This is a genomic window from Pseudoxanthomonas sp. LjRoot125, from assembly GCF_964252705.1.
GTDB lineage: Bacteria > Pseudomonadota > Gammaproteobacteria > Xanthomonadales > Xanthomonadaceae > Pseudoxanthomonas_A.
In genome coordinates, this window is sequence record NZ_CAXUOY020000001.1 from 1,493,173 (window position 1) to 1,513,896 (window position 20,724).

At 67.4% G+C, this 20,724-nt stretch carries 21 protein-coding genes; 11 read left to right on the plus strand and 10 right to left on the minus strand.

Translation table 11 applies throughout. From position 1 onward, the window contains the following. Positions 1-231: 231 nt before the first annotated feature. Complete coding sequence (locus tag ACSION_RS06830) at positions 232-1,605, plus strand: MBL fold metallo-hydrolase RNA specificity domain-containing protein (RefSeq protein WP_435305392.1); 1,374 nt, start codon at positions 232-234, stop codon at positions 1,603-1,605. A 21-nt stretch (positions 1,606-1,626) separates the two neighbouring features. On the opposite strand, the gene ACSION_RS06835 is transcribed toward ACSION_RS06830, so the two are convergent. The 7 genes from ACSION_RS06835 to trxA all read right to left on the minus strand — a co-directional run bounded on the left by ACSION_RS06835 (position 1,627) and on the right by trxA (position 9,091). Then, positions 1,627-3,336, minus strand: a complete 1,710-nt coding sequence (locus tag ACSION_RS06835) for a CHASE2 domain-containing protein (RefSeq protein ID WP_435305393.1) — start codon at positions 3,334-3,336, stop codon at positions 1,627-1,629. Next, positions 3,333-4,934, minus strand: a complete 1,602-nt coding sequence (locus ACSION_RS06840; RefSeq protein ID WP_435305394.1) for a FecR domain-containing protein — start codon at positions 4,932-4,934, stop codon at positions 3,333-3,335. The genes ACSION_RS06835 and ACSION_RS06840 overlap by 4 nt, the downstream gene beginning before the upstream one ends. 173 nt (positions 4,935-5,107) lie before the next feature. Next, positions 5,108-6,130, minus strand: coding sequence for a serine hydrolase domain-containing protein (locus tag ACSION_RS06845; protein ID WP_435306675.1), 1,023 nt, complete (start codon positions 6,128-6,130; stop codon positions 5,108-5,110). A 75-nt stretch (positions 6,131-6,205) separates the two neighbouring features. After that, positions 6,206-6,982, minus strand: a complete 777-nt coding sequence (locus tag ACSION_RS06850) for a queuosine precursor transporter (RefSeq protein WP_435305395.1) — start codon at positions 6,980-6,982, stop codon at positions 6,206-6,208. 3 nt (positions 6,983-6,985) lie between these two features. Then, entirely contained in the window at positions 6,986-7,657 is a 672-nt protein-coding gene (locus ACSION_RS06855; protein WP_093490413.1) for a DUF502 domain-containing protein, read from the minus strand. 72 nt (positions 7,658-7,729) lie between these two features. Further along, a complete protein-coding gene (locus ACSION_RS06860) occupies positions 7,730-8,194 on the minus strand; it encodes a DUF4442 domain-containing protein (RefSeq protein WP_093490414.1) in 465 nt (154 codons plus the stop codon). A 42-nt stretch (positions 8,195-8,236) separates the two neighbouring features. Next, the gene (trxA, locus tag ACSION_RS06865; protein WP_435305396.1) at positions 8,237-9,091 is read right to left on the minus strand and encodes a thioredoxin; all 855 of its coding nucleotides are present in this window, start codon (positions 9,089-9,091) and stop codon (positions 8,237-8,239) included. A 139-nt stretch (positions 9,092-9,230) separates the two neighbouring features. Here trxA and ACSION_RS06870 point away from each other — a divergent pair, with 139 nt between their 5' ends. From ACSION_RS06870 to ACSION_RS06885, 4 genes are all read left to right on the plus strand, one after another. Further along, positions 9,231-9,869, plus strand: coding sequence for a hypothetical protein (locus ACSION_RS06870; protein ID WP_435305397.1), 639 nt, complete (start codon positions 9,231-9,233; stop codon positions 9,867-9,869). Then, entirely contained in the window at positions 9,866-10,084 is a 219-nt protein-coding gene (locus ACSION_RS06875) for a helix-turn-helix transcriptional regulator (protein ID WP_093490417.1), read from the plus strand. The genes ACSION_RS06870 and ACSION_RS06875 overlap by 4 nt, the downstream gene beginning before the upstream one ends. A gap of 72 nt (positions 10,085-10,156) precedes the next feature. Further along, positions 10,157-10,747 carry a hypothetical protein gene (locus ACSION_RS06880; protein WP_435305398.1) on the plus strand — a complete coding sequence of 197 codons (591 nt, stop codon included), beginning with the start codon at positions 10,157-10,159 and terminating at the stop codon, positions 10,745-10,747. An 81-nt stretch (positions 10,748-10,828) separates the two neighbouring features. Continuing rightward, positions 10,829-11,428, plus strand: coding sequence for a DUF998 domain-containing protein (locus ACSION_RS06885; protein ID WP_435305399.1), 600 nt, complete (start codon positions 10,829-10,831; stop codon positions 11,426-11,428). A 76-nt stretch (positions 11,429-11,504) separates the two neighbouring features. Here the strand turns inward: ACSION_RS06885 and ACSION_RS06890 are convergent, their stop codons facing one another. Beyond that, entirely contained in the window at positions 11,505-12,836 is a 1,332-nt protein-coding gene (locus tag ACSION_RS06890) for an amidohydrolase family protein (protein ID WP_435305400.1), read from the minus strand. Positions 12,837-12,942: 106 nt separating this feature from the next. On the opposite strand from ACSION_RS06890, the gene leuS reads away from it, so the two are divergent. From leuS to rlmH, 6 genes are all read left to right on the plus strand, one after another. After that, positions 12,943-15,591: a leucine--tRNA ligase gene (gene leuS, locus ACSION_RS06895; protein ID WP_435305401.1), complete on the plus strand. Its 2,649-nt coding sequence runs from the start codon at positions 12,943-12,945 to the stop codon at positions 15,589-15,591. Positions 15,592-15,681: 90 nt separating this feature from the next. Continuing rightward, on the plus strand, positions 15,682-16,227 hold the full coding sequence (gene lptE, locus ACSION_RS06900) for an LPS assembly lipoprotein LptE (RefSeq protein ID WP_435305402.1): 546 nt from the start codon (positions 15,682-15,684) through the stop codon (positions 16,225-16,227). Beyond that, positions 16,227-17,261 carry a DNA polymerase III subunit delta gene (gene holA / locus ACSION_RS06905; RefSeq protein WP_435305403.1) on the plus strand — a complete coding sequence of 345 codons (1,035 nt, stop codon included), beginning with the start codon at positions 16,227-16,229 and terminating at the stop codon, positions 17,259-17,261. The genes lptE and holA overlap by 1 nt, the downstream gene beginning before the upstream one ends. 12 nt (positions 17,262-17,273) lie before the next feature. Then, positions 17,274-17,951: a nicotinate-nucleotide adenylyltransferase gene (gene nadD / locus ACSION_RS06910; RefSeq protein WP_435305404.1), complete on the plus strand. Its 678-nt coding sequence runs from the start codon at positions 17,274-17,276 to the stop codon at positions 17,949-17,951. Positions 17,952-17,982: 31 nt separating this feature from the next. Further along, complete coding sequence (rsfS, locus tag ACSION_RS06915) at positions 17,983-18,399, plus strand: ribosome silencing factor (RefSeq protein ID WP_435305405.1); 417 nt, start codon at positions 17,983-17,985, stop codon at positions 18,397-18,399. A gap of 75 nt (positions 18,400-18,474) precedes the next feature. Further along, the gene (gene rlmH, locus ACSION_RS06920; protein ID WP_056878290.1) at positions 18,475-18,945 is read left to right on the plus strand and encodes a 23S rRNA (pseudouridine(1915)-N(3))-methyltransferase RlmH; all 471 of its coding nucleotides are present in this window, start codon (positions 18,475-18,477) and stop codon (positions 18,943-18,945) included. 62 nt (positions 18,946-19,007) lie between these two features. Here the strand turns inward: rlmH and ACSION_RS06925 are convergent, their stop codons facing one another. Further along, a complete protein-coding gene (locus tag ACSION_RS06925; RefSeq protein ID WP_435305406.1) occupies positions 19,008-19,667 on the minus strand; it encodes an energy transducer TonB in 660 nt (219 codons plus the stop codon). Positions 19,668-19,873: 206 nt separating this feature from the next. Further along, a complete protein-coding gene (locus ACSION_RS06930; RefSeq protein WP_435305407.1) occupies positions 19,874-20,617 on the minus strand; it encodes an SIMPL domain-containing protein in 744 nt (247 codons plus the stop codon). Positions 20,618-20,724: the final 107 nt, after the last annotated feature.

Genomic DNA, 20,724 nt, shown 5'->3' on the forward strand with positions numbered 1-20,724 from the left:
CTACTCCGGCCCCGGGGAGGGGCAATGGAAAAAAGGAACCCCCGGGCGGGGGCGTGCGGGGACTCTACGCCTGCCCGGATGAGGGCAGGTGTGTCGAAGGTCATGGGTGGCACCACGGAAACCGGTGGTAGGCGCATCGCCTTCAGCCCCGCGGCATCGGCGGTGCAAAAACGGCCGATTTCGCCCCCTGGCAGGCCGCATACTCGTCGCCAGGTGGAGGAGGGAATACCCATGCAGGTCCATTTCCATGGCGCGGCCGGCGAGGTCACCGGCTCGATGCACCTGGTCGAGGCGGCAGGCAAGCGGGTGCTGCTGGATTGCGGCTTGATCCAGGGCAGTCGGGAGGCGGAGGCGCGCAACGCAGAGCCGTTCCCCTTCGATCCGTCGACGCTCGATGCGCTGGTGCTCAGTCACGCCCACATCGATCACATCGGGCGCGTGCCGCTGCTGGTGAAGCGCGGGTTCCGCGGCCCGATCTACACCCAGCAGGCCAGCGCCGAGCTGATGCGGATCATGCTGATGGATGCGGCCTCGCTCTCCGAATCGGAGGCCGAGCGCGCCAATCGACGTCTTCGAAAGGGACAAATCCCGGCCGAACCCCTGTTCGCCGACGATGACGTGCAACAGGCGATGCAGCAGGTGCAGCCACTGCCTTACGACACACGCACGACGATCGTGCCAGGCGTGGATATCGCCTTGCGCGATGCGGGCCATATCCTGGGCTCGGCGATCATCGAACTCTGGGCCGACGGCCGCAAGCTGGTGTTCTCCGGGGATCTCGGCCCGAAAGGCACGCCGATCCTGCGCGATCCTGCCGTGGTGCGGCAGGCCGACCTGCTGCTGATGGAATCCACCTACGGCGACCGCAACCACCGCGACCGCCCGGAGACGGTGCGCGAACTGGGCGACATCTTCGAGCACGCCTGGCGCGACCGCGGCAATGTGCTCATCCCCGCGTTCGCGGTAGGACGCACACAGGAACTGCTGTATTGGTTCGCGCGCAACTGGGATGCGTGGAAGCTCGAGCGCTGGCGGATATTCCTCGACAGTCCGATGGCCGCCAAGGTGGTGAACGTCTACGCGCGCCACCATGGCCTGTTCGACGAAGATGCGCGCCGGGTGTGGTCGCAGTCGCCGAACCCGTTCCGACTGCCGAACCTGCATGTCGCCGAAACCACGCAGCAATCGATGGCGATCAACCAGGTCGAGAACGGCGCGATCATCATCGCCGGCTCCGGCATGGCCAACGGGGGACGTATCCAGCATCACCTGCGTTACAACCTAGGACGCCGCAATGCGCACGTGGTGTTCGTCGGTTACCAGGCCGAAGGCACGCTGGGCCGACGGCTGGTGGATGGCGCGGCGTGGGTTCGCATCCATGGTCGCGACTATCGCGTCAATGCGCAGCGCCACACGGTGGGTGGGCTGTCCGCGCACACCGATCAGCATGGATTGATGGAGTGGTATGGCCAGTTCCAACCTTCGCCACCGCTCGTGCTGGTGCACGGCGAGGACAAAGCCCGCGAAGCGCTCGCCGGTGAGATAGGCGAGCGGCATGGTGCGCCGGTGGAATTGGCGCGTCCGGGAATGACGGTCGACGTTTGAGGTGGCCGGGGGCCGCGGCCCCTACACGCGCGTGGCGGAAATGCCGACGGGTTCGTGTTCGCCGGTATGGCTGAAGCTGCGGTTACGGCCGGTTTGCTTGGCGCGATAGAGCGCGGCGTCGGCGCGGTCGAATACATCCTCCGGGCCGAGGTCGTCCCCGGACTGGAAGGTGTGGATGCCGATGCTGGCGGTGAACGGCGGCGATGCGCTCGCATTCGCGCCATGCGGCTTGCGGCCAAGGTTGGCGAGGTCCACATGGATCGTGGTGGCGATGGTCGCTGCCGCCTGCGCCGAGGTTTCCGGCAGCAGCACGGCGAATTCGTCCCCGCCCAGACGTGCCACGAGATCACGCGGGCGCCGTGCGCGGCTGCGCAACACGCGGCCCAGCGCCTTCAATGCCGCGTCGCCCACGGTATGCCCTTGGGTGTCGTTGAGCTGCTTGAAGTGATCGATGTCCATCACCAACAGCGACAACGGCTGGCCGCTGCGGCGCGCGACGCGCAACTCCTGGTCCAGTGCCTGATCGAAGCGCGAGCGGTTGGCCAAGCCGGTCAGCGCATCGGACTGGGCCTGCTTGTGAGTGCGACGCAGCAGCCGATAGATCCACAGCGACGCGCCCAGCGCGAGCACGAGCAGCGCCGGAACCGGTGAGAACCACGCGTGTCCGTAGCGCAGCAGTACCACCGACAGCACCACCGCACCGGCCATCGTCATCACGGTAGGCAACCACACGCGACGCAGGCCAGGCAGTGCGGACAGCAGCAGCGGCAGCGCCGCGAGCAGTGCGGACAGCAGCGCCTGCCACCCTTCACCCAGCGGCGTGATGGCGGCATCTTTCAACAGCATGTTGAGCAGATTGGCCTGGTAATCCGCTCCACTCATGCCGGCATTGAGCGGCTGTCCGGGCGCGCGCGCGTACTGGCCCATGCCGGTGGCATTCACGCCCACGACGATCCAGTTGCCCCGCAATGTCGAGGGAGGGATGCGCTGGTTGAGCACATCCGTGTAGGAGACGTGCCGGAACGCATTGGGCGGTAAAGCGAACGGAATGCGCACTTCATGGTCGCGCACCCAGTCGTCCTGGGCGGGGGCGGGTGCGTCCGTCGTCACCAGGCGACGGCCTGGCAGCTCCGGCGCGCCGCCGTTGGGCTGATCGAGCTGCAGCAGCGCCAGGGCCAGGGCGGGCCAATGCGGCGACCCCAGGCCGGCACGCAGGTACACGCTGCGCGCCACGCCGTCGTCGTCGAGCACCATCTCCGCGTGGCCCAACGAGGCGGCCGAGGCCGCGAACTCCGGAATCGGCATCAGCTCCACGCTGGCGCCGTTGCGCTGGACGGGCTCGGCGAGCACCGGCAGCACCACGCGGCCGCTGCGGCTGATCGCGCGCGCCAGCAGCGCATCGCCTTCGGGATCGAAGAGCGCCGGTTCAGACAGCAGGATGTTGAAGGCGATGCCCTTGGTCTCCGCCAGACGCAAGCGATCGACCAGTTGCGCATGCACGCGGCGCGACCAGGGCCAGCGGCCGAGTTCGGCCAGGCTCTTCTGGTCGATGTCGACCACGACGATGCGCGGATCCGCTTCGGGCGCCGCGCCGCGGACCAGCCTGTCATAGACCCAGGCATCGGGCGCCGCCGTCAGGCCCGACAGCGTGACCAGTACGGCGAGCGCAGCCGCCCCCACCGCCGTCAGCAGGCGGGGTTTCCACTTGGGCGCGGGCGCAGGGGTGCTCACAGGGTGAGCAGTATGAGCAAGGCCCCCGCCCCAGCGCCAATCTTGCAGAGGCGACAGGGCACTTCGACCACCTGCGGACGGGGGAAGGGGCCTTCGAAGCCGTCGGCGTCGATGGTCTGGGCACGCAGGTACCACGTACCGCTACGCAGGCGGGGCAGGGTGATTTCGGCCTCGCTGACCGTCTCATCCACGGTCACTTCGCGGAAATCCGGCGTCCGCGACATCTGGAAGCGGTAGCGCTGCCCCGGCTGGCCCGCGGGCCAGCGGAACGTCACGTGCCGCCTGTCCCCGGCTTCGGCGGCACTGCCGTCGATGGAGGTGACCTCGGCCAGCGGGCGCAGGGTGAAGGCGACCGCGTCCCCGAACGGCCCCGTCCTGCCGGCGCGGTCCACGCTGCGGATACGCCAGGTGTAGTCGCCCGGCGGCAACTGCGGCAGCGCGGCCGACGTGGCGTCTTCCACGCGGGCGTGCGCGATCGGCTGCGCGAAGCCTGTGGCGCCCGCCACCTCGTAGTCGTAGGCCGCCGCGCCGGGTGCCTGGGTCCAGCTCAACGCAACGTCGGGAGTGCGCACGACGCTGGCCGCCACCGGCGCGATCGAATACGGCGCTTGCAGTAACCCGTCGACCTGCAGCTGCGCCACCGCGTCGCGGCCTTCCAGCCCGCGGACGTCGATGGCACGAACGCGCACGTGGTAACGGCCTTCCTCAAGCGGCGGCAGTGCGTAGCCGGGCGTGTCGACCAAGGTGTCCACCTGGAGGCTGTCGAAACGCACGTGTTCGCTGATCTGGACGCGGTACTGCCGCGCGCCCGCCACGGCCGGCCAGGTCAGCGGTGCACGGGTCACCTGCGGAGCGGGCACGAGCCCTGACAGGTCCGGTGCGGCCAACAAGGCGACCGGTGTCACCCCGGGCTGATCGGGCGCCACCACGGCGCCATAGCCGCGTCGCACCAGAGCACTCTTTGCACCGGCGCTGACCGCCACCCGTCCCTCCAGTACCTCGGTCTGTGTGCCTGTCGCATCGGCCTCCACGCGGAAGCGGGTACCACGCACGGCGGACGATGCGCTCGGCGTATCGACGATGAAGTTCGCGGCAGGACCGCGCAGGTGGCGTACATCGTTGCCGATGCGTCCGCGGCGCAGGCGCAGGCGCGTGTCGGCGATACCGGAACGACCAAGACGTGTCAGCCGCTCCAGGAGCAACTCGCTGTCGCCGAGCAGCAGCAGGCGCGAACCATCGGCGAACTGCAGGCTCAGGGTCGCTTCAGGCGACGTTTTCACGACGGCGCCACTGCCAAGCGACATGCCGGCCGTCACGGGCGCGGCGCGGCCGGCGGTCGCCCGCGCCTCGGCGTCGCCCCGCACCGCCACGACCTTGGCGCGCGCAGGCTGGCGATGCAGCCACCGGACGGGGATGCGCAACGTGCTGCCGGGTGCGAGTTGGTAGGGGTCGGCGACGCGGTTGTGTTCCTGCAAGCGCTGCCACGGCACGGACGGCGTCAGGTATTCACCCGCGACATCCCACAACGTGTCGCCAGGACGGACGCGGTATGTCCATTCCTGGGCTTTTGCCGGGCACACCAGGGCAAGCAGGAACACCAGTCCCCACGCTTGCCACCCGTTCCGTTGGGTCGCTTCCCTCTGCATTGATGTCCCCCGCTGTCACAAAAGTGTTGCGTCGGTCACAATTGTAGAAGAAACGTTGCAGGCGACTGGCCGACAGACGGCCTTTCTCACGTCACATTAGTCCTGATCGTGCGGGTCGTCCCATGTCAGGGCGTCGCGCCCCACAGCGCCGCGATCCGGCGTGCCAGCGAATAGGGTTCCGGTTCGTTCCGATTGGTCAGCACGATCACCGTCAAACGGCGGTCGGGAAAGCGCAGCAGCACGTTGCGGAAACCGATGCTCTCGCCCGAATGCCAATGCATCCTGCCCTGTAGTCGCCATCCGAAACCGTAATGCGCCACGTCCGCCTCCGGGGTCGACGTGCTGGGGTGCACTGCCAAGGCCCGCGAGGAAGAGGAGAGCAGGCGATCGTCGTACCAGGCAGCGTCCCACCGTGCCAGGTCGATCAGCGAGGAATAGATGCCGCCATCGCCGAGCACCGCACTGGTCGTGCTCTGATCGGTGCGCTGCCAGCGTCCCTGCAGGAAGCTGTATCCGTACGCACGCGATGCGACGGTGGGGCCCTCGTCTTCTCGCGCAAGCGTCTGCGTCATGCCGAGCGGCAGGAACACGCGTGTCTGCAGGAACTCGGCATAGCGCTTGCCGGATGCCCGCTCCACCACCAGCGCCAGCAATGCGTAGCCACTGTTGCTGTAGCGGTAGTCGCTGCCGGGAGAGAAGTAGAGGCGCTCCGTGCGTTCGAGCAGGCGCAGGACATCGGCGTCGTGCACTTGCGCCGTCTGTTCTTCCGGAACGAGGTCTTCGTAATCGATCAGGCCCGAGGTGTGGCTCAACAGGTGGCGCAGGGTCACGGCGTCCGCGGACGACGGCAAGGTAGGCAACCAGCGTCGCACCGGGTCATCGAGGCTGAGGGCGCCGTCCTCCACGAGCAGCAGCACGCACGCAGCGGTGAACTGCTTGCTGATGGACGCGAGCCGGTACTGCGTGGAAGGCGTGGCAGCGCGGCCGGTTTCGCGCTCGGCCATACCGTAGCTGCGTTCGAACGCGGGCTTCCCGTCCTCCAGCACCAGCACGGATGCCCCCGGCGCGTCGCCGTCGTAGTCGCGCATCCATGTGTCGATCGTGACAGCGCGCGATGCGGTGCCTGTGTCACCCGTGACCATCAGCATCACCCCCAGCGCAAAAGCGATTTTCATTGCCATCCCCGTGATGGAGCGAAGGAAGCCTGGTGCAGGTCGAGAGGATCAGTCTGCCGCAGCTTCGTCGCGCAGCGCCTGTTCGCGCTCGCGTCCCAGGTAGAGGCGGATGCCGTGGCGCATCAGGTACAGCAGCGGGATCAGGGCGATGGCCGCGAGCATCTTGTAGGCGTAGTTCACCGTGCTGACCGCCAGGAACAGCGATGTGGGCCACTTCTGCGGCCCCAGCACGAAGGCGATGTAGATCACCACGAAGCTGTCCACCAGCTGCGAGATCGCGGTGGAGCCGGTGGCGCGCAGCCACACCCAGCGTTCGCCGGTAGCCTCGCGGATGCGATGGAATACCGAGACGTCGATCAGTTGGCCGACCAGGAAGGCCACCACCGAGCCGGCGATCGTCCACATGCCCTGCCCGAAGATCGCGGCGAACGCCTTCTGGTAATCCGGCACGCCTTGCGCCTGCGCCGCTTCCACCCACCACCCTGCCGGCGCCAGTGCGATGGCAGCGAAGGCGAACAAAAAGCCGTAGACGATCAACGCTACCGCCAGCCATGAGATGAAGCGCACGCCGCGCTTGCCGAAGAACTCGTTGATGGTGTCCGTCAGGACGAACACGAACGGCCACAGCAGCGTACCGGCGGTGAAGCTGAGCGAGCCCGTCTGGCCGAACAGGTTCCACTCCAGCGGTGCGATGCCGAGCGTGTCTTCGAGTGCGAAGATCTTGACGCCGATGAACTCGGCCAGCACCGCGTTGGCGCAGAACACCGCCGCCAGCACGATGAAGAGGCGGACCGCGCGATCATCCAGCGTGCGCGGTGCGTTCATCGGTCAGCGCTCCCCGGCGCGGGTAAAGGGCATGGTTTCCGGCGCCACGGCGCCGCCGGAGATGATGAAGCTCATCGCCTGGTCCACGGTCCAGTCGGTGGGCGTGAGCAGTTCGACGGGCACGATCTCCAGGTACCCGGAGGTCGGATTCGGCGTGGTGGGAACATAGACCGCCGCCAGTTCGCGGCCACTGCCTTCCTCGCGAATCACGCGCGTCACCAGGCCGACCGATTTCATGTCCCGGTGCGGGAAGTCGATCAGCACCACGCGCTGCGTGCTGCCCGGCTTGGTCTCGAGCATGTCCAGCAGCTTGCGCGCGCTGGTGTAGATGACGTTCGCCAGGGGAACCCGCGCGATCAGCGCCTCGAACCAGCTCAGCAACCGTTGGCCGACGACGCGACGCGTGAGCGCGCCGACCGCGAGGATCACGAACAGCGTGGCGACCATCGCGATGGTGTTTTGCACCCATAGGCCGTTGAACCAGCCCAGCGACTGCGGGAACGTGGCCGCGATCCGATGCGACAGCGGTTCCACCCACGGCTTGCTGATGTCCGAAAGCAGGACGAAAACGAACTTGACGACGACCCAGGTCAGCCAGATGGGCAACAGGGTGAGCAAGCCGGTGATGAAGAGCTTCTGCACCGAGGCGCGGTGCTGCGGATGGTCGGGGGGCATGGGCCTATTGTAGGCCGCCGCACGGTTGGGGCTGTAGCGCCATCCGTGGAACGCCGTGACGCCGTCCGGGGCTCAACCGGTCGTCGTGCGTGCCTCGGGCTTCAGGCGCACGTAGATCTGCTTGCGCACCCGGGCGACGACTTCGTTCTGGGCATTGAAGACGTCCGCGGGCATCCAGCGCAGGTGCTTCTGACCGTTGGCCGCTTCGGCGCGGATCTCCTGCAGCACGCGCTCGTCCAGGCGGAATTCGGCGTGCAGCGTGCCCTTGCCGGGTTTCACGAACTCGATCTCGGCGGCCTTGTCCCAGACGTAGTAGTCCGGCCCCAGGCGCTCCTTGGCCAGGATCATCCAGAACGGATCGGTCATGGCGAACAGGCTGCCGCCGAAATGGGTGCCCACGTAGTTGCGGTTCCAAGGCCGCATGCGCAGCTCCACGCGCGCGAAGCTCCAGTCGTGGGCCATTTCGGTGACATGGATGCCGCTGAGAAGGAACGGCGGCCAAACATTGAAGATGTGCCGCAGGGTAGAGGGCTTCATGGGTACTGCACGTGCAAGGGTCGGTACGAAGGGTTTCGGTGATCAGAACAGCAGGGAGGACATCTTCCGGCGGTACTGGCTGACGAGCGCGTCGTCTTCGATCACCCGGAACGCATCGATCAGGCTCTTGCGGGCAAGTCCGTCCTCGTAGGCGCGATCCCGCTTCAGCATCTCGAGGAAGTGTTCGAGGGCCGGTTCGGAATCGCCGGCGACCAGCGCATGCACGCCCAGCAGGTGGCGTGCGCGCAGGTCGTCCGGGTTGGCCTGGACGGCAGTGCGCAGGGCTTCGAGCGGCGGCGCGTCCTTCAGCGCCGCGGCGAAGCCCAGTCGCGCGCGCGCCTTCACGGCGCGATCGTCGGTGGCCAGATTGGCCGGCAACGCGTCCAGCAGGCGCTCGGCCTCGGGCGCTTCACCGGTCTTCAGCAGTGCGAGGACCAGGTCCAGCTTGAGCTCGTCCTTGTCCGGCTCGGCACTGACGGCCTCCCGCAGCGCGGCGACCTGGGCATGAGGATCCAGGGGTGCCGGTTCTTCTTCGGCGGGCGCGCCTTCGGCCGGCACGACGCCATGCGACGCGAGGAATTCGCGCAACTGGCCTTCCGGCAGGGCGCCGGGAAAGCCATCCACGATCTGACCGCCCTTGACGAGGAACACGGTCGGGACGGACCGGATCTGGAACGCCGCCGCGATCTGCTGCTCCTTGTCGACATCGACCTTAGCCAGCACGAAGGCGCCGTTGTACTCGCCGGCCAGCTTCTCGAGGATCGGCCCCAGGGTCTTGCACGGACCGCACCAGGTGGCCCAGAAATCCACCAGCACCGGTACGTCCAGCGACTTGCGCAGGACCTCGTCCTCGAAGGTCTCGGTGGTGGCGTCGAAAACGTGGGGCAGCTCGCTCATCGGGCAGGTTCGTGGCTACGGGGGGTCGCGTTCACATGGTGGCGCGGGCCGCAGGATACAAGGAGATGTAAAAAGCATTTGACATTCTTTGGCTGAAATGTAATGTTTGATTTACATATTGTCTGGTGGAGAACACGTCATGGCATGGCAGCGGGGCAGGTGGTTCGGATTGCTCGTGCTTGGGCTGCTCGCGTTCTGGGCATTGCTGGCGGGTCCATCGACCCTGATGGGGTTCGACCTGGGCAAGGCCGGCACCGCAACGCTGGTGCTGGTGGCGTGGGCGGCGTTGTACGGTATTTCCCGGATGCCCCAAGGCGAGGCGGAGCGCGGGCTCTCGCCAGGCGAATGGCGGGCATGGATCGGCGTGGCGTTCATGCTGGCGGCGACGGGCTATTTCCTCGTCCACGCGGATGTCTTCGCTGCCGCGCCTTGGCGGGAGAACCCGGATGCTGCGGCGGTGGGGCGCAATCTCGTGCTGTTGCTGGTGGCCTGGAGTGTGTTGTCCGGCATGCTCGGCGCGCGTTGGAAGGGACGCGTGCAGGAGGACGAGCGCGACCGCGACATAGAAAAGCAGGCCGCGGGCTGGGGGCGTGGCGCGCTGGTCGCCTGCATCGTCGGGCTGGCCCTGATGCTGGCGTTCTCGCCGCCCGACCGTCTGGCGTGGGCCACGCATTTCATGATCGCGAACCTGCTGGTGTTCGCGCTGATGTGGGGCTGGCTGTGCGAATACTTCGCCACGGCGGTGCTGTACTGGCGTGACCGGCGCGTCACCGCATGAGCGGCACCCCCATCGCCAACGACATCCGTCGCCTGCGTTTCGAACATGGCGAAATGACCCAGCAGGCGCTGGCCGATGCCTGTGGAGTGACGCGCCAGACCATCATCGCGCTGGAGGCAGGTCGGTACGCGCCGTCGCTCGAGCTGGCCTTCCGCATCGCCCGCGCTTTCGGCGTGGGCGTGGAGGAGGTTTTCCGGTGGCAACCTATGGCATAGGGCGCCAACCAGGGGCTCTGCTAAGGTCGCGCGGCGGCATCGGCCGCATCATCGATCAGACCGGAGGCTGTGATGGGCGTGCGTCGTTTTGTGCTGGGCATGATGCTGGCGGGGGCCGTGATCGGCCAAGCGCTGGCGAAGGACGAAATCCAGGCATCGGCGGAGGTGAATCCGCCCCCGGCGGAAGCACTGGCCGCGTTCGATCGCTACGAGCTCAAGCCTGCCACGCTCTCCGACGCGTACGCCGGGCACAAGGCCAACCAGGAGGCGCTGGCCTCGTTCCAGCGCAACCTCGATGAACGCGTCGGTGCCTGGGTGGCCCAACGCAACGCAGCGGCGGCCACGCATACGCCGGTCCGCACGCTGGTGGTCGAACCCCGCATCGAGAAGATCCGCTTCATCAGCGGCGGCGCGCGTTTCTGGGCCGGCGCGCTCGCCGGCAGCTCGCGGATCCTGGTGACCATGAAGCTTACCGACGCGGCGACCGGCCAGGTCGTCGCCACGCCCGAGTTCTACCAGCACGCGAAGGGCATGGCGGGCGCTTGGACCTTCGGCGCGGCGGACAACAGCATGCTGGTGCGCAGCGCCTCGCTCGCGCTGGACTATCTGAAGGACAACCAGGCGACCGCACAGGGCGGCCGGACCGGCTGGGAAAAGGAATGAAGCCGCGGCGTTAACATGGACATCCGAGCGGGCAGGCCACGACGGCCTGCCCGCGTTGTTTCCGCCTTGGTAGCCCTTCGCATGTCGCCTTTTCTCTCCCGCCTGCTGCCCTGGAACGGCGCGATTGCCGCCTGCGTCTTTACCTTCGCCGTGCTCGGTTTTGGCTTGGCGTTGTCCGGGTATTCGCAGGTCTGGCACCCGGTCGCGGTACTGGGTGCGAAAGGCGTGCCGCACGCACCCGGCTTCAATCTGCTCGGGTTCGTGCTCACCGGTGTGCTCGCTGCCATCGTGGCCCTGGACCTGCGCCATCGCTTGCCTGCCGACGCGGGCTGGCCGGCCCGCGTGGGTGCGCAGTTCCTGCTGTTGTCCGCCTTGGGTTTCATCAGCCTGGGCGTGCTTCCTCTGGACCCGGACGACCTGCACAACAACGCCAGCAGCCTGCATGCGACGGCGTGGCTGCTTTGGTGGGTGGCGTTCGTGCCAGGCGCCATGCTGTTCGCCTTCGGCATGCGGCGGCGGGGTGGTTGGCGTCCCACCGTGACGGCGAGTGCGGTCGCCGCGATGGTCGTGCTGTTCAGTGCGCTGATCGCGGTTGCGCTGATGCCGGCGGGCATCGCGCAGCGGTTGGGTTACGCCGCGTGGCTCGGCTGGCTGTGCGTTGCGTCGCGCTTCGGGAGGTGAATGCCTCCGGAGCGCGAGCATGACCTGATTCCGGCCTTTCCACTCTAGGGCGCGCTGCGGCGCGTTCGCCATCGCGTCATCGGGCGGGAGCGTCGAGGCGCGGCTGGCGATAGACCTTGCCGTCCTTCATCACGAAGTCGACCTTCAGCACGGCGTTGATGTCGTCCACCGGGTTCCCCGGCACGGCGACGATGTCCGCACGCTTGCCGGCTTCGATCACGCCCTGGTCGTCCACGCCCAATACCTCCGCCGCACGGATCGTCGCCGCCTGCAGGGCGTAAGCGGCCGGCATGCCGGCCTCGACCATGTAGACGAACTCGCGCGCGTTGTCGCCGTGCGGCCCCACGCCCATGTCCGTGCCGAACGCGATCTTCACGCCGTTGCGGTAGGCGTTGCCCGCGGTTTCCTGGATCAGTGCACCGATGCGCTGGGCCTTCGGCCGCACCACGGCGGGGAAGTAGCCATCGATCTTCGCCTTCTCGGCGACAAAGCGGCCGGCCGAGATCGTCGGCACGTACCAGGTGCCGTGCTGCTTCATCAGCCGCATCACCTCGTCGTCCATGTAGGTGCCGTGCTCGATGCTGGTCACGCCACCCAGGATGGCGCGCTTCATGCCTTCCTTGCCGTGCGCGTGCGCCGCGACGCGGAAGCCGTAGTCGCGCGCGGTGTCGACGATCGCCTTGACTTCCTCGACGGTGAACTGCGGTGCGTCGCCGGACTTGGCGTAGCTCAGGACGCCGCCGGTGGCGGTGATCTTGATGACGTCGCTGCCGTCCTTGTAGCGCTGGCGCACGGCCTGGCGGGCGTCGTCGATGGAGTTGATGACGCCTTCGGTCGGTCCCGGCGGGCCCATCAGGTGCGCCAGATGGGTGTTGAAGCCGTTGGTGGGGTCTGCGTGGCCGCCGGTGGTGGCGATGGAGGTGCCGGCGGCGAAGATGCGCGGGCCCTTCACGGTGCCCTGGTTCACGGCGTCACGCAGGTGCAGCGTCACCTCGCCCCCCAGGTCGCGCACGCTGGTGAAGCCGGCCATCAGCGTCTTCTCGGCGTAGCCCACCGACCGGTAGGCGAAATCCACCGGATCCAGGCGGAATCCCTCCGAATAGCTCTGCGGGCTGGATTCGCCGTCCAGATGGACGTGCAGGTCGGTCCAGCCCGGTGTGCAGGTGTGATCCGCCAGGACGATCGATTCGGCATCGGACAGCTTGGCGCGGCCGGGGATGACCTCGGCGATCCGGCCGTCGCGGACCAGGATGGTGTGCTCACCCAGGACCTTGCCGCTGCGGGCATCGAACACCCGTTCGCAATGCAGGGCCAGCGTCGCCGGCGCAGCCGGTTCGGCAGCCCTCGCGGTCATGCAGGCGGGCAGGCCGCAAGCGGCCATGGCGAGGGCAAGGACGGTTTTGTTCATCTGGGATCCCCTGTTTCGACCCCGTCATGCTAACCGGTGGCATGGCGGGTCATGGTGCGCTGCGGTACCCTTGGCGGCTTTGCCGTAGCCGTCTCCGCACGCCGCCATGTCCACTGCCGCCGAACCCGTTTCCTACGATCCGAAATCCGTCGAGTCCCAGGCCCAGTCCTTCTGGGAGGCCCGGCGCGCCTTCGAGGTCGACGAGCGTTCGGACAAACCGAAGTACTACTGCCTCTCGATGCTGCCGTATCCGTCGGGTGCGCTGCACATGGGCCATGTGCGCAACTACACGATCGGCGACGTGATCAGCCGCTACAAGCGCATGACCGGCCACAACGTGCTGCAGCCGATGGGCTGGGACGCGTTTGGCCTGCCGGCCGAGAACGCCGCGATCAAGAACAAGACCGCGCCGGCCAAGTGGACCTACGCCAACATCGACCACATGCGCAGCCAGCTGAAATCGCTGGGCTACGCGATCGACTGGTCGCGCGAGTTCGCCACCTGCCGGCCGGACTACTACGTGCACGAGCAGCGCATGTTCACGCGCCTGCTGCGCAAGGGCCTGGCTTACCGCAAGAACTCGGTGGTGAACTGGGATCCGGTCGACCAGACCGTGCTGGCCAACGAGCAGGTGATAGATGGCCGCGGCTGGCGCAGCGGCGCCGTGGTCGAGAAGCGCGAGATCCCGCAGTGGTTCCTGCGCATCACCGACTACGCGCAGGAACTGCTGGACGGCCTGGATGACCTGCCGGGCTGGCCCGATGCCGTGAAGACCATGCAGCGCAACTGGATCGGCCGGTCGGAAGGCCTGGAGATCCAGTTCGCCGTCGACGGCCACGAGCCGCTGACCGTCTTCACCACGCGTCCTGACACGTTGATGGGCGTGACGTTCGTGTCGATTGCGGGCGAGCACGCGCTGGCGCAGAAGGCCGCCGCGTCGAATCCGACGCTGGCCGCGTTCCTGGCCGAACTCAAGCAGGGTGGTGTGTCCGAAGCCGAACTGGAGACCCAGGAAAAGCGCGGCATGGATACCGGCCTGGTGGCCGTGCATCCGGTCACCGGCGACCGGATCCCGGTGTGGGTCGCCAACTTCGTGCTGATGGGCTATGGCACCGGCGCGGTGATGGCCGTGCCGGGACACGACGAGCGCGATTTCGAATTCGCCACCAAGTACGCCTTGCCGATCCGCCAGGTGATCGCGCTGAAGGCGCCGAAAAACGACGAAGAGAAGACCTACGACGCCACCACGTGGCGCGACTGGTACGGCGACAAGACCCGCGATGATCTGGAACTGGTCAATTCCGGCGAATTCGATGGCCTGGACTACCGCGGTGCCTTCGAAGCGCTGGCCGAGCGCTTCGAGCGCAAGGGCCAGGGCCAGCGCCGGGTGAACTACCGCCTGCGCGACTGGGGCGTCAGCCGCCAGCGTTACTGGGGCTGCCCGATCCCGGTGATCTACTGCGACGCCTGCGGCGCGGTGCCGGTGCCGGACTCGGACCTGCCCGTCGTGCTGCCGGAAAACGTCACCCTGGACGGCGTCAAGTCGCCGATCAAGGCCGACCCGGAATGGCGCAAGACGAAGTGTCCGCAGTGCGGTGCCGCCGCCGAGCGCGAGACCGACACTTTCGACACCTTCATGGAGTCGAGCTGGTACTACGCGCGCTACACCTCGCCCGGCGCGAAGGACATGGTCGACAAGCGCGGCAACTACTGGCTGCCGGTCGACCAGTACATCGGCGGTATCGAGCACGCGATCCTGCACCTGATGTACTTCCGCTTCTACCACAAGCTCCTGCGCGACGCGCGGCTGGTGGACAGCGACGAGCCGGCCACGAACCTGCTGACGCAGGGCATGGTGATCGCCGAGACGTTCTACCGCGACAACGCCGATGGTTCGAAGGATTGGATCAACCCGATCGACGTGGAAGTGCAGCGCGACGAGAAAGCGCGCGTGGTCGGTGCCACGCTGAAGGCCGACGGCCAGCCCGTGAAGATCGGCGCGGTCGAGAAGATGTCGAAGTCGAAGAACAACGGCGTCGATCCGCAATCGATGGTCGACAAGTTCGGTGCGGATACCGTCCGCCTGTTCTCGATGTTCGCCGCACCGCCCGAGCAGTCGCTGGAGTGGAACGAGGCGGGCGTGGAAGGCATGGCGCGCTTCCTGCGCCGCCTGTGGACGCAGGTGCAGCGACACGCGGATGAAAGCCGCGCCGCCGATGGCGCTGCGCCCGCCGTGGACGCCGCCGCGCTGACCGCCGAGCAGAAGGCGGTGCGCCGCAAGACCCACGAGACCATCGACAAGGTCGGCAACGACTACGGCAAGCGCCACAGCTTCAACACCGCCATCGCGGCGGTGATGGAGTTGTCGAACGCGCTGGGCAAGTTCGAAGATGCGACGCCACAGGGCCGCGCCGTACGCCAGGAAGCGCTGGAGTCGGCGGTGCTGCTGCTCAACCCGATCACCCCGCACGCCAGCCATGCGTTGTGGCAGGCGCTGGGCCATGCCGAGACGTTGATCGAGGATGAACCGTTCCCGCAGGTCGACAGCGATGCGCTGGTGCGCGATACGGTGACGCTGGCGGTGCAGGTCAACGGCAAGCTGCGCGGCACCATCGACGTGGCCGCGGATACGCCGCGCGACCTGATCGAGTCGCTGGCCAAGGCCGAGCCGAACACGGCCAAGTTCCTGGACGGCCTGGCGATCCGCAAGGTCATCGTGGTGCCGGGCAAGATCGTCAATATCGTCGCGGGCTGAGGATGGGCGCCGGCGGCGCCTTGCCTCCATGTTCACCTGCGGGCGGGCTACGCTATTGCCGCCCATGACGGCCTCGTCCAGACTTCGCCCATGACCCGATTCCGCCTGCCGTTGCTCCTCGCCGCCCTGTTACTGCTGGCCGGCTGTGGCTTCCACCTGCGCAACCAGATCGCGCTGCCGGCCGATCTGGGGCCGGTCAGGGTGGTGGGCGCATCGACCTCCTACAGCGCGCTGGCCACCAGCCTCTCGCGCGGCCTGCAGGCCGCCGGCGCGACGCTCGCGGCGCCAGTCGGCGAAGACGAAGATCCTGCTGCCGGCGAACAGGTCGCCACGCTGCGGATCACGTCCGAGCGGTGGGGCGACCTCCCGATCGCGGTCGACCAGTTCGGCCGCGCACAGGAATTCAGCCTGCGCTATGCGGTCGTATTCGCCTTCACCAGGGCGGACGGAACCGATCTGGTGCCGCAGCAGGTGGTGGAACTGTCGCGCGACTACGTCTCGCCGCCGCAGGACGCGACCGGAACGACCACCGAGCGTGAAGTGTTGGCCGAAGAGCTGCGCCGCGAGATGGCGGCGTCCATCCTGCGGCGCGTCGATGGCGTGGTGCGTTCCGGCCCGGTAAACACGGCGCCCTGATGGAGCTCAAGCCGGAACAGCTGGCCGCGCGTGGCGCGTCCGAGCCGTTGCATCCGGTCTACCTGATCGCGGGCCCCGAGATCCTGCGTGTGCTCGAAGCCGCCGACGCGGTGCGCGCGCAGGCGCGCGCGCAGGGCATCGGCGAGCGTGAGGTGTTCGATGCCGACGGCCGCGATTTCGACTGGGGCCAATTGGACGCCAGTTTCAACGCGCCCAGCCTGTTCAGTGCGCGGCGACTGGTGGAAGTGCGCCTGCCGGGTGGAAAACCGGGCAAGGAGGGCGGCGAGGTCATCTCCGCGTTCTGCGCCAATCCGCCGCCGGATGTGGTGCTGCTGATCACTGCCGGCGAATGGGGCAAGGCCTACCAGGGCAAGTGGAGCGATGCCATCGCGCGGGTCGGCGTGATCGCCGTTGCATGGGCGATCAAACCGCATGAATTGCCGGGCTGGATCGAGAGCCGCTTGCGTAGCAAGGGTCTTCGCGCCGAACGCGATGCCGTGCAGTTGCTGGCCGAACGCGTCGAAGGCAACCTGCTCGCCGCCGCGCAGGAGATCGACAAGCTCGCGTTGCTCAGCGACGGACAGACACTCGATGCCGACCGCATGGAGGCGCTGGTCGCCAACGCCGCGCGCTACGACGTATTCCGCCTGACCGATGCCGTCCTCGCAGGCCAGGGCGCACAGGTCTCGCGCATCCTCGACGGCCTGCGTGCCGAAGGCGATGTGGTCGCCGGCCTGATGCCGATGATCGTCAAGGAGCTGCTCCGTACCGCTGCGCTGGCGCGCGTGCAGGCCGCTGGAGGCAATCTCGCCGCCGAGATGAAGGCGCAGGGCATCTGGGAAGCGAAACAGGCGCCGTTCAAGCGCGCGCTGCAGCGGCATGCCTCGCCCGCGCGCTGGGACCGTTTCGTCGCCGAGGCCTCGAAGATCGATCGCACCGCGAAAGGGCGCGGCGAGGGCGATGCCTGGGTGGCGCTGGAGCGCTTGCTGCTGGCCATTGCCGAGGCCAAGGCCGTGCGGTTGTTGGTGGCCTGACGGGCGCGCCGGATGCTGCAGCTCTTCTACGGTGGCACGTTCGACCCCATCCATAACGGACACCTGGCCATCGCGCGCGCCGCGCGCGACGAATTGCAGGTACCGGTACGCCTGATGCCTGCCGCGGACCCGCCGCATCGCGCGCCGCCGGGTGCAAGCGCGCAGCAGCGAGCGCGCCTGCTCGACCTTGCGGTGGAAGACGAACCCGGCCTCTGCGTGGACCGGCGTGAGCTTTTCAGAGCCGAACGCATGCCGGAGGCCCGCTCCTACACCGTCGATACGCTGCACGAACTGCGTGCCGAACAGGGCGACGCGGTGCCGCTGGCCCTGTTGATCGGGGCGGACAGCCTGCTGGGCTTGCCGGCCTGGCGGGAATGGCGGTCATTGTTCGAACTGGCGCACTTCGTCGTGGCCGACCGGCCGGGAAGCCCATTGGACGACGGTCTGCCCCCCGAACTCAGCGCTGCGCTTTCATCGCGTTGGACGTCCTCGCCAGAAGCGTTGGGCAGCAGGCCATCCGGCCTGCTGTATCGGTTGAGCCATCCGCTGCAGCCGGAGTCGGCTACCGAGATCCGCCGCCGGATCGCGGCGGGGGACGCCTGGCGGCACCTGGTCCCCGAGCGCGTGGCGGAGGCCATCGCCGACGAAAGGCTTTACCTGGAAGGGGCCGCCACGCCGGGTCCGCTATAATCCCGTCCGTACCTCCGGAGCCACCAAGCCTTTGTCCAGCCAAGCCCACGTCATCAAGACCCGCCTGCCCAGCCCGCCCCCGGCCCTGCCGGACCTGCTCGCCACGGTGCATGCCGCGGTCCAGGAGCTGAAAGCCAAGGATGTCGTCGAAATCGACGTGCGCGGCAAGTCCAGCGTCGCCGACTACCTCGTCATCGCCTCCGGCACGTCGACGCGCCACGTGAAGTCGATCGCCGACGAAGTGGTGAAGTTCGCCAAGAAGCTGGATGTCATGCCGCTGGGCGTGGAGGGCGAGCGCGAGGCCGAATGGGTGCTCGTGGACCTGGGCGACGTCATCGTCCACGTCATGCTGCCCCGCGTGCGCGAGTTCTACGCGCTGGAACGCCTGTGGACGGTCGGCGACCAGCCACCGGAAGACATCGAGACCGCCGGCGAATCGCGTCTTTGAGCGATGCGTCCGAACGTCGTCGCGAAGGCGCCCGAGGGCGCCTTCGTCGTTTCCGGCGCCCGCTATGATGACACCATGAAATGCCGTCTCATCGCCACCGGCGAGCGCGCGCCCAGCTGGGTCGCCCAGGGCTTCGCCGAATACCAGAAGCGGTTGTCGCACTGGCTGCCGTTCGAGCTCGTCGAAATCGAGCCGGGACTGCGCGGCAAAGGCCGAGATCCGCAACGCGCGATCGAGGACGAAGGCAAGCGCGTGCTCGCGGCGCTGCCGAAGAACGCCCACATCGTCGCGCTGGAAGTCACCGGTAAACCTTATTCGTCGGAACAGCTCGCGCAGCGGCTGGAACACTGGCGCACGCTGGGGCGCGACATCGCGTTGCTGATCGGTGGACCGGAGGGCCATGCGCCCGATGTGGTCGCCGCGGCACACGAAAAGTGGTCGCTCAGTCCGCTGACGCTGCCGCACATGCTGGTACGGCTGGTGGTGGCCGAACAGGTATATCGCGCGGCCGCCATGCTCGCCAACCATCCTTACCACCGCGCCTGAATCCATCGGCGCAAACAGAAAGCCCGCCTTCCGGCGGGCTTTCTTCTTTCACAGGCGACGCATCACTGAAGGCTGAAGGCGATCGGCACCAGGCCGTAAGCTTGCACCGCCTGCCCGTTCTGCATGGCGGGCTTGAAACGCCAGGACTTCAGCACGTGCTGGAGCGCCGCCTTGTCCAGGTTGCGGTTGCCGCTGCTGGTCTCGACCGTCACGCTGACCGGCGAGCCATCGACATCGACCAGCACGCGCAGCATCACCGTGCCCTGCACGCCGTTGCGCAGTTCGTTGATCGGGTAGCGCGGTGAGGTGGCACGGACGTATTCCAGCGTCGCCGAGGGCAGTGGGCCGGTGACAACGGGGCCGCTGATGTCGCCGGAATCGACCACGGCATGCTCGACGGCGGGCAGGTTGCCGCCCTCGACGATCACGGGTGTATCGACGACCGGTGCGATCGTGGTGGGCGTCGGCGTGACCATCGGCTTCGGCTCGACGCGTTTGACGATCTGCTGCTCCTTGATCTCGACGACCTCGGGCGGGGGCGGATCTTTCTCGATCCACCGGACCACGGGTTTGGGATCTGCCACGGCCTGCAACTGCGGCGCGGCCATGGGGGCGAGCAACATCAGGAGGGCGACCGCGTGGACCGCGATGGCGGCGGCGAAGGCGGCAATACGACCGAAATCGATGCGGTTGTCGGAACCGTGGGGTAGTGCGCGAACCATGATCCACCTCCTGAGGGCTGTGAACGGAACAACGCTCGGCCGCGAAGAGTGGGGTTGCAACGTCCCCGCGCCGCAAGCCCAGACTGTACTCCGCCGCACGTTGGCTGCAAGAGGGGAGGGCTTCGACCTTGGGCGTAGGCCGGGGGACCCGCCCCAACGAAAACGGCGCCCCGGAGGGCGCCGTCTGGGTTGTTGCGTGACCGGGCTTACCTGCCCAGTTCGAACACCACGTCCAGATTGACCGAGACGGTGGTTTCGCCCGGCGAGACCGGCGGCGCGCCGCTGGCGTCGCGGGCTTCCATCTTGGCCATCGCCATCATCGGGACCGGGCGGAAACCGCCGTTGCCCTCGGAGATGCTGACGATCCGGCGCACTTTCAGGCCCAGCGATTTCGCATAGGTCTCGGCACGGCCCTGGGCCTTCTTCAGCGCGGCCAGGCGGGCTTCGTCGTAGACCGGTTCCGGGTTGTCGATCTCGAAGCTCGGGCCGTTGATCTGGTTGGCGCCCACGCCGGCCAGCGCATCCAGCACCTTGCCCAGCTTGGCGATGTCGCGGACCTTCACGCTGACCGTGTTGTTGGCCTGGTAGCCGGTGATCTTCGGGGCCTCGTTCTCGGCGTAGCGGTACTGCGGATTGAGGCTGATCCCGCTGGTCTGCACGTCCTTGTCGGCGATGCCGGCGGCCTTGATGGCCGCGACCACCTTCGCCATCTGCTCGCTGTTCTGGCGCATGGCGGTATTGCCGTCCACGGCCTGGGTGACGACGCCCGCGGAGATCGTCGCGATGTCCGGCACGCGCGAGGCCTCGGCCTGAGCGGACACGTTGAGCAGGGTGCCGTCGGATGGGATCGCGTAGGCGGGGGCGGTCTGGGCGTGGCTGGTCATGGCGGCAGTGGTTCCCAGGGACAGGGTGAGGGCGAGCAGCAGCGGGCGGATCAGGGGCAGACGCATGGGATCTCCTTTTCGTGATTCGGGTGATGGAGCACCCGGTCGTCGTCGACGCGCAAGGGTGTTCACGATGACATGAACGGGTCGTGATCTACGGCAGGGTTAGGCAT